We start from the raw sequence: 3,552 nt of genomic DNA, 5'->3' as shown, positions 1-3,552 counted from the left end.
GAGCAGCGGCACCAGGTCCACCGCGACTCCCTCGAACCCGGCCTCGCGCAGCCGCGGGCCCAGCGTGCAGGGCAGGCGCGGGTCGGCCAGGTGCGCCTCCCAGGCCCGCAGGACCCGGCGGTGCCGGTCGCGGTCGGTCACGTTCCAGACCACCGAGTCCCAGTCCGTGTCGAGCAGCAGCACCCGCCCGCCCGGGCGCAGCACCCGGCCGATCTCGCGCAGCGCCGCCGGCACGTCGGCGACGTACTCGAGCACCTGTGTGGACACGACGGCGTCGAACGGGCCGTCGGGCAGCGAGCCCGGCCCGTCGACGCCGCGCTCCTCGACCCGTGCCCGGTCGCCGCACCGCTCCCGCGCCATCGCCACCATCGACGGGCTCGGGTCCACCCCGTGTGCGACGCCGTCCGGGCCGGTCGCCGCGGCGATCGCCTCGAGCAGTTGGCCCGGACCGGTACCGATGTCGAGAACGTGCTCCCCGGGACGGACGTCGAGCAGAGCGAGCGTGCGTTCCCGCTGCGTGACGACGTCGCGCGTGGCGTAGGTCCGCGCCACCCGCCGGGCACTGGCCGCGTCGAACGGCAGCATCCCGGCCATCTACCCGCCGGTGTAGCGGGCCGACTCGATCAGATCGGTCACCGCCTCCGGTGGCACCCGGAACGACCGTCCGAACCGGACGGCCGGTAACTCTCCACTGTGCACCAGTCGGTACACGGTCATCCGCGAGACCCGCATGCGATCTGCGACCTCGGCCACGGTCAGGAACGGTGCGTCCTGTCCGGCTCGTTGCTCCGGTATTCCGGCACCCATCCTCGCGACCCCTCCCACGTACTGATGCGTGACGAGACGGTAGCCCAGATGCGGACACCCTCCGGGTGCGTTCGCGTCCCCGGTCGGGTGGCATCGTCCGATAACGCCTGCCCTGGGTGGTGGGTCGACGACACAGCGTGACTGGTCGCGTCGCGTAGGCTCCGACCGTGACCGACAGCCTGACGACGACGTCGGACGTGCCGCAGCCCGGCGACCTGGCCCCGGCGACGTTCGTGGACTCCGACTCCGCCCCGGTGCGCGCGTTCACCGCGCGGGTCACGGACGGGATCGACGACCCGGTGGACAAGGCCGTCGCGCTGTTCGCCGCCGTCCGCGACGAGATCTGGTACGACCCGTTCTGCCTGGCCACCGACCCCGCCGCGTACCGGGCGAGCGCGATCGCGGCGCAGGGCAACAACTGGTGCGTGCCGAAGGCGGTGCTGCTCACCGCGGCCGCCCGGGCTGCGGGCATCCCGGCCCGGCTCGGCTTCGCCGACGTGCGCAACCATCTCAACACCGCACGCCTGCGTGCCCGGATGGGCGGCGCGGACCTGTTCGTGTTCCACGGCTACACCGCCCTGTATCTCGACGGGCGCTGGGTGAAGGCGACCCCGGCGTTCAACGCCGAGCTGTGCGCCCGCTTCGGCGTGGACCCGATCGGGTTCGACGGCCGCACCGACGCGCTGATGCACCCCTACGACGGCGCAGGCGACGCCTACATGGAGTACGTGCACGATCGGGGGCAGTACACCGACCTGCCGCTCGACGAGCTGCTCGCGACGTTCCGCGAGTACTACGGCGACTCCATGTTCGAGACGGCGGCCGCGGGCGGGGCGGACACCTTCACCCGCTGAAACCCGCTCCGGGGGACGGGGGCGGAAAGAGCACAGCGTTGCGAACGACATCCGGGCCGCGAACTACAGTGCGGTGGTGATCCCTCCCTCCGTGACCGACGACGACCCCGCAGGCGACTGGACGGCCCCCGGTGTGTTCCGCTCCGCGCCGGACGTCTACCGGATCCCGCTGCCGCTGCCCCAGGACGGGCTGCGCGCGGTGAACGTCTACGCCGTCGCCGACACCGACGGCTGGACGCTGATCGACTCCGGCTGGGCCCTGGACGAGGCGCGCGACCTGCTCGAGGCGGCGCTCAAGGCGCTGGGCTCGGGGTTCGGCGACGTCCGCCGGTTCCTGGTCACCCACGCCCACCGCGACCACTACACGCTGGCCTCGGTGCTGCGCCGCGAGTACGGCACCCGGGTGCTGCTCGGGCGGGGCGAGGAGCCCAACCTGGCCATGATGCACGCCCAGGACCGCCGCCCCGGTGACGGCGACGCCCCGCGCCTGGTCCGCGCCGGGGCGCACGAGCTGGCCCGCCAGGTGCGCGAGAGCCCGTGGCCGGCGCCGGACCTGTCGCAGTGGGAGTACCCGGACGAGTGGATCGACGACCGCGCGGTCGTGGAGGTCGGGCAGGGGGAGGGGACCCGCCGGCTGGAGGCGATCGAGACCCCGGGCCACACCCGCGGGCACCTGGTCTTCGCCGACGACGCGGCGGATCTGATGTTCGCCGGCGACCACGTGCTGCCCCGGATCACGCCGTCGATCGGCCTGCAGCCCGACCCGGTGGCCAACCCGCTGGGGGACTTCCTGACCTCGCTGCAGCTGCTGCGGAGCCGCCCGGACGCGCGGCTGCTGCCGGCCCACGGGCCCCTCGGACGCCGGGTGCACGAGCGGGTCGACGAGCTGCTCGAACACCACGTGGTCCGCCTCGACGCGAGCCTGGCCGCCGTCGACGCCGGGTGCGGGACGGGGTTCGAGGTGGCCGGGCGGCTGCGCTGGACCCGTCGCGAGCACCAGCTCTCCGACCTGGACCTGTTCAACTCGATGCTCGCCGTGATGGAGACCAGCGCGCACCTCGACGTGCTGGTCGAGCGGGGCGTGCTCGCGGTGTCCGAGGACGACGGGGTCGCGGTCTACCGGCGGGCCTAGCAGCCCGGCCGGGACACACCGGGCGCGACACGCCCGGAATGCGGGTGTCGCGCTGGCCGGGGAGCACCCGGATACGGCACAGTGGCGCCCAACGTCATCCGACCCGCGAGGAGATCACCGGACACAGCACGAAGTCGTATCGACACCACGCTCTGCCGCATGCACCACGCAGCACGTTCGAGGACGTAGGGGAAGACGATCCTCGTCGACGTACAGCGGAGGTAGCAGTGAGCACACGCGGGGTGGTTTTCGTCCACTCATCGCCGACTGCGGTCTGTCCGCACGTCGAGTGGGCGATCTCAGGTGTCCTCGGGGCACGGGTGTCCTTGGAGTGGTCGCCACAGCCGGTGGTGTCCGGACAGATGCGGGCCGAGTGCTCGTGGTCCGGGCCCGCCGGCAGCGGGGGAGCGATCGCGGGCGCGTTGCGCGCGTGGTCGATGCTCCGTTTCGAGGTCACCGAGGACCCGAGCACGGGGATGGACGGCGAGCGGTTCGCCCACGTCCCCGGCCTGGGGATGTGGCGCGGTCGGACCAGCGCCAACGGTGACGTCGTGCTGCCGGAGGACCAGATCCGGTCGATCATGGCCGAGTGCTCCGGGGCGCAGCTGCCCAGGCGACTCGACCAGCTCCTGGGCACCGCCTGGGACGACGAGCTGGAGTCCTTCCGCTTCGCCGGCGACGGCGGGGCGGTCACCTGGCTGCACCAGGTCGGCTAGGACCGTGTCCGAGCACGGCGGGACCGATCACCCCGAGGGCCCG

Annotated in this window: 5 protein-coding genes; 3 read left to right on the top strand and 2 right to left on the bottom strand. The window is 72.9% G+C overall.

Annotation, left to right across the window (positions count from 1 at the left end; genetic code table 11):
- Together I4I78_RS31295 and I4I78_RS31290 are read right to left on the bottom strand one after the other, a co-directional pair.
- Positions 1–594: methyltransferase domain-containing protein (locus I4I78_RS31295; RefSeq protein ID WP_218615118.1), on the bottom strand; the 594-nt coding region annotated here is incomplete at its 3' end.
- Positions 595–807 (bottom strand): helix-turn-helix domain-containing protein, encoded by a 213-nt coding sequence (locus I4I78_RS31290; RefSeq protein WP_218615117.1) that lies wholly within the window; start codon positions 805–807, stop codon positions 595–597.
- Between the two features lie 167 nt (positions 808–974).
- On the opposite strand from I4I78_RS31290, the gene I4I78_RS31285 reads away from it, so the two are divergent.
- The 3 genes from I4I78_RS31285 (at position 975) to I4I78_RS31275 (ending at position 3,509) form a co-directional block, all read left to right on the top strand.
- Complete coding sequence (locus I4I78_RS31285; RefSeq protein WP_308252468.1) at positions 975–1,661, top strand: transglutaminase family protein; 687 nt, start codon at positions 975–977, stop codon at positions 1,659–1,661.
- Between the two features lie 76 nt (positions 1,662–1,737).
- Positions 1,738–2,793: an MBL fold metallo-hydrolase gene (locus I4I78_RS31280; RefSeq protein WP_218615116.1), complete on the top strand. Its 1,056-nt coding sequence runs from the start codon at positions 1,738–1,740 to the stop codon at positions 2,791–2,793.
- Between the two features lie 227 nt (positions 2,794–3,020).
- On the top strand, positions 3,021–3,509 hold the full coding sequence (locus I4I78_RS31275) for a DUF3145 domain-containing protein (protein ID WP_218615115.1): 489 nt from the start codon (positions 3,021–3,023) through the stop codon (positions 3,507–3,509).
- Positions 3,510–3,552 lie beyond the last annotated feature (43 nt).

It is taken from the genome of Pseudonocardia sp. KRD291 (assembly GCF_019263595.1).
GTDB lineage: Bacteria > Actinomycetota > Actinomycetes > Mycobacteriales > Pseudonocardiaceae > Pseudonocardia.
This window is presented reverse-complemented; position numbering and strand designations above follow the sequence as displayed.

Coding starts and splice junctions, on each gene's coding strand:
- I4I78_RS31290 (WP_218615117.1), bottom strand. CDS start 807: ATGGGTGCCGGAATACCGGAGCAACGAGCCGGACAGGACGCACCGTTC.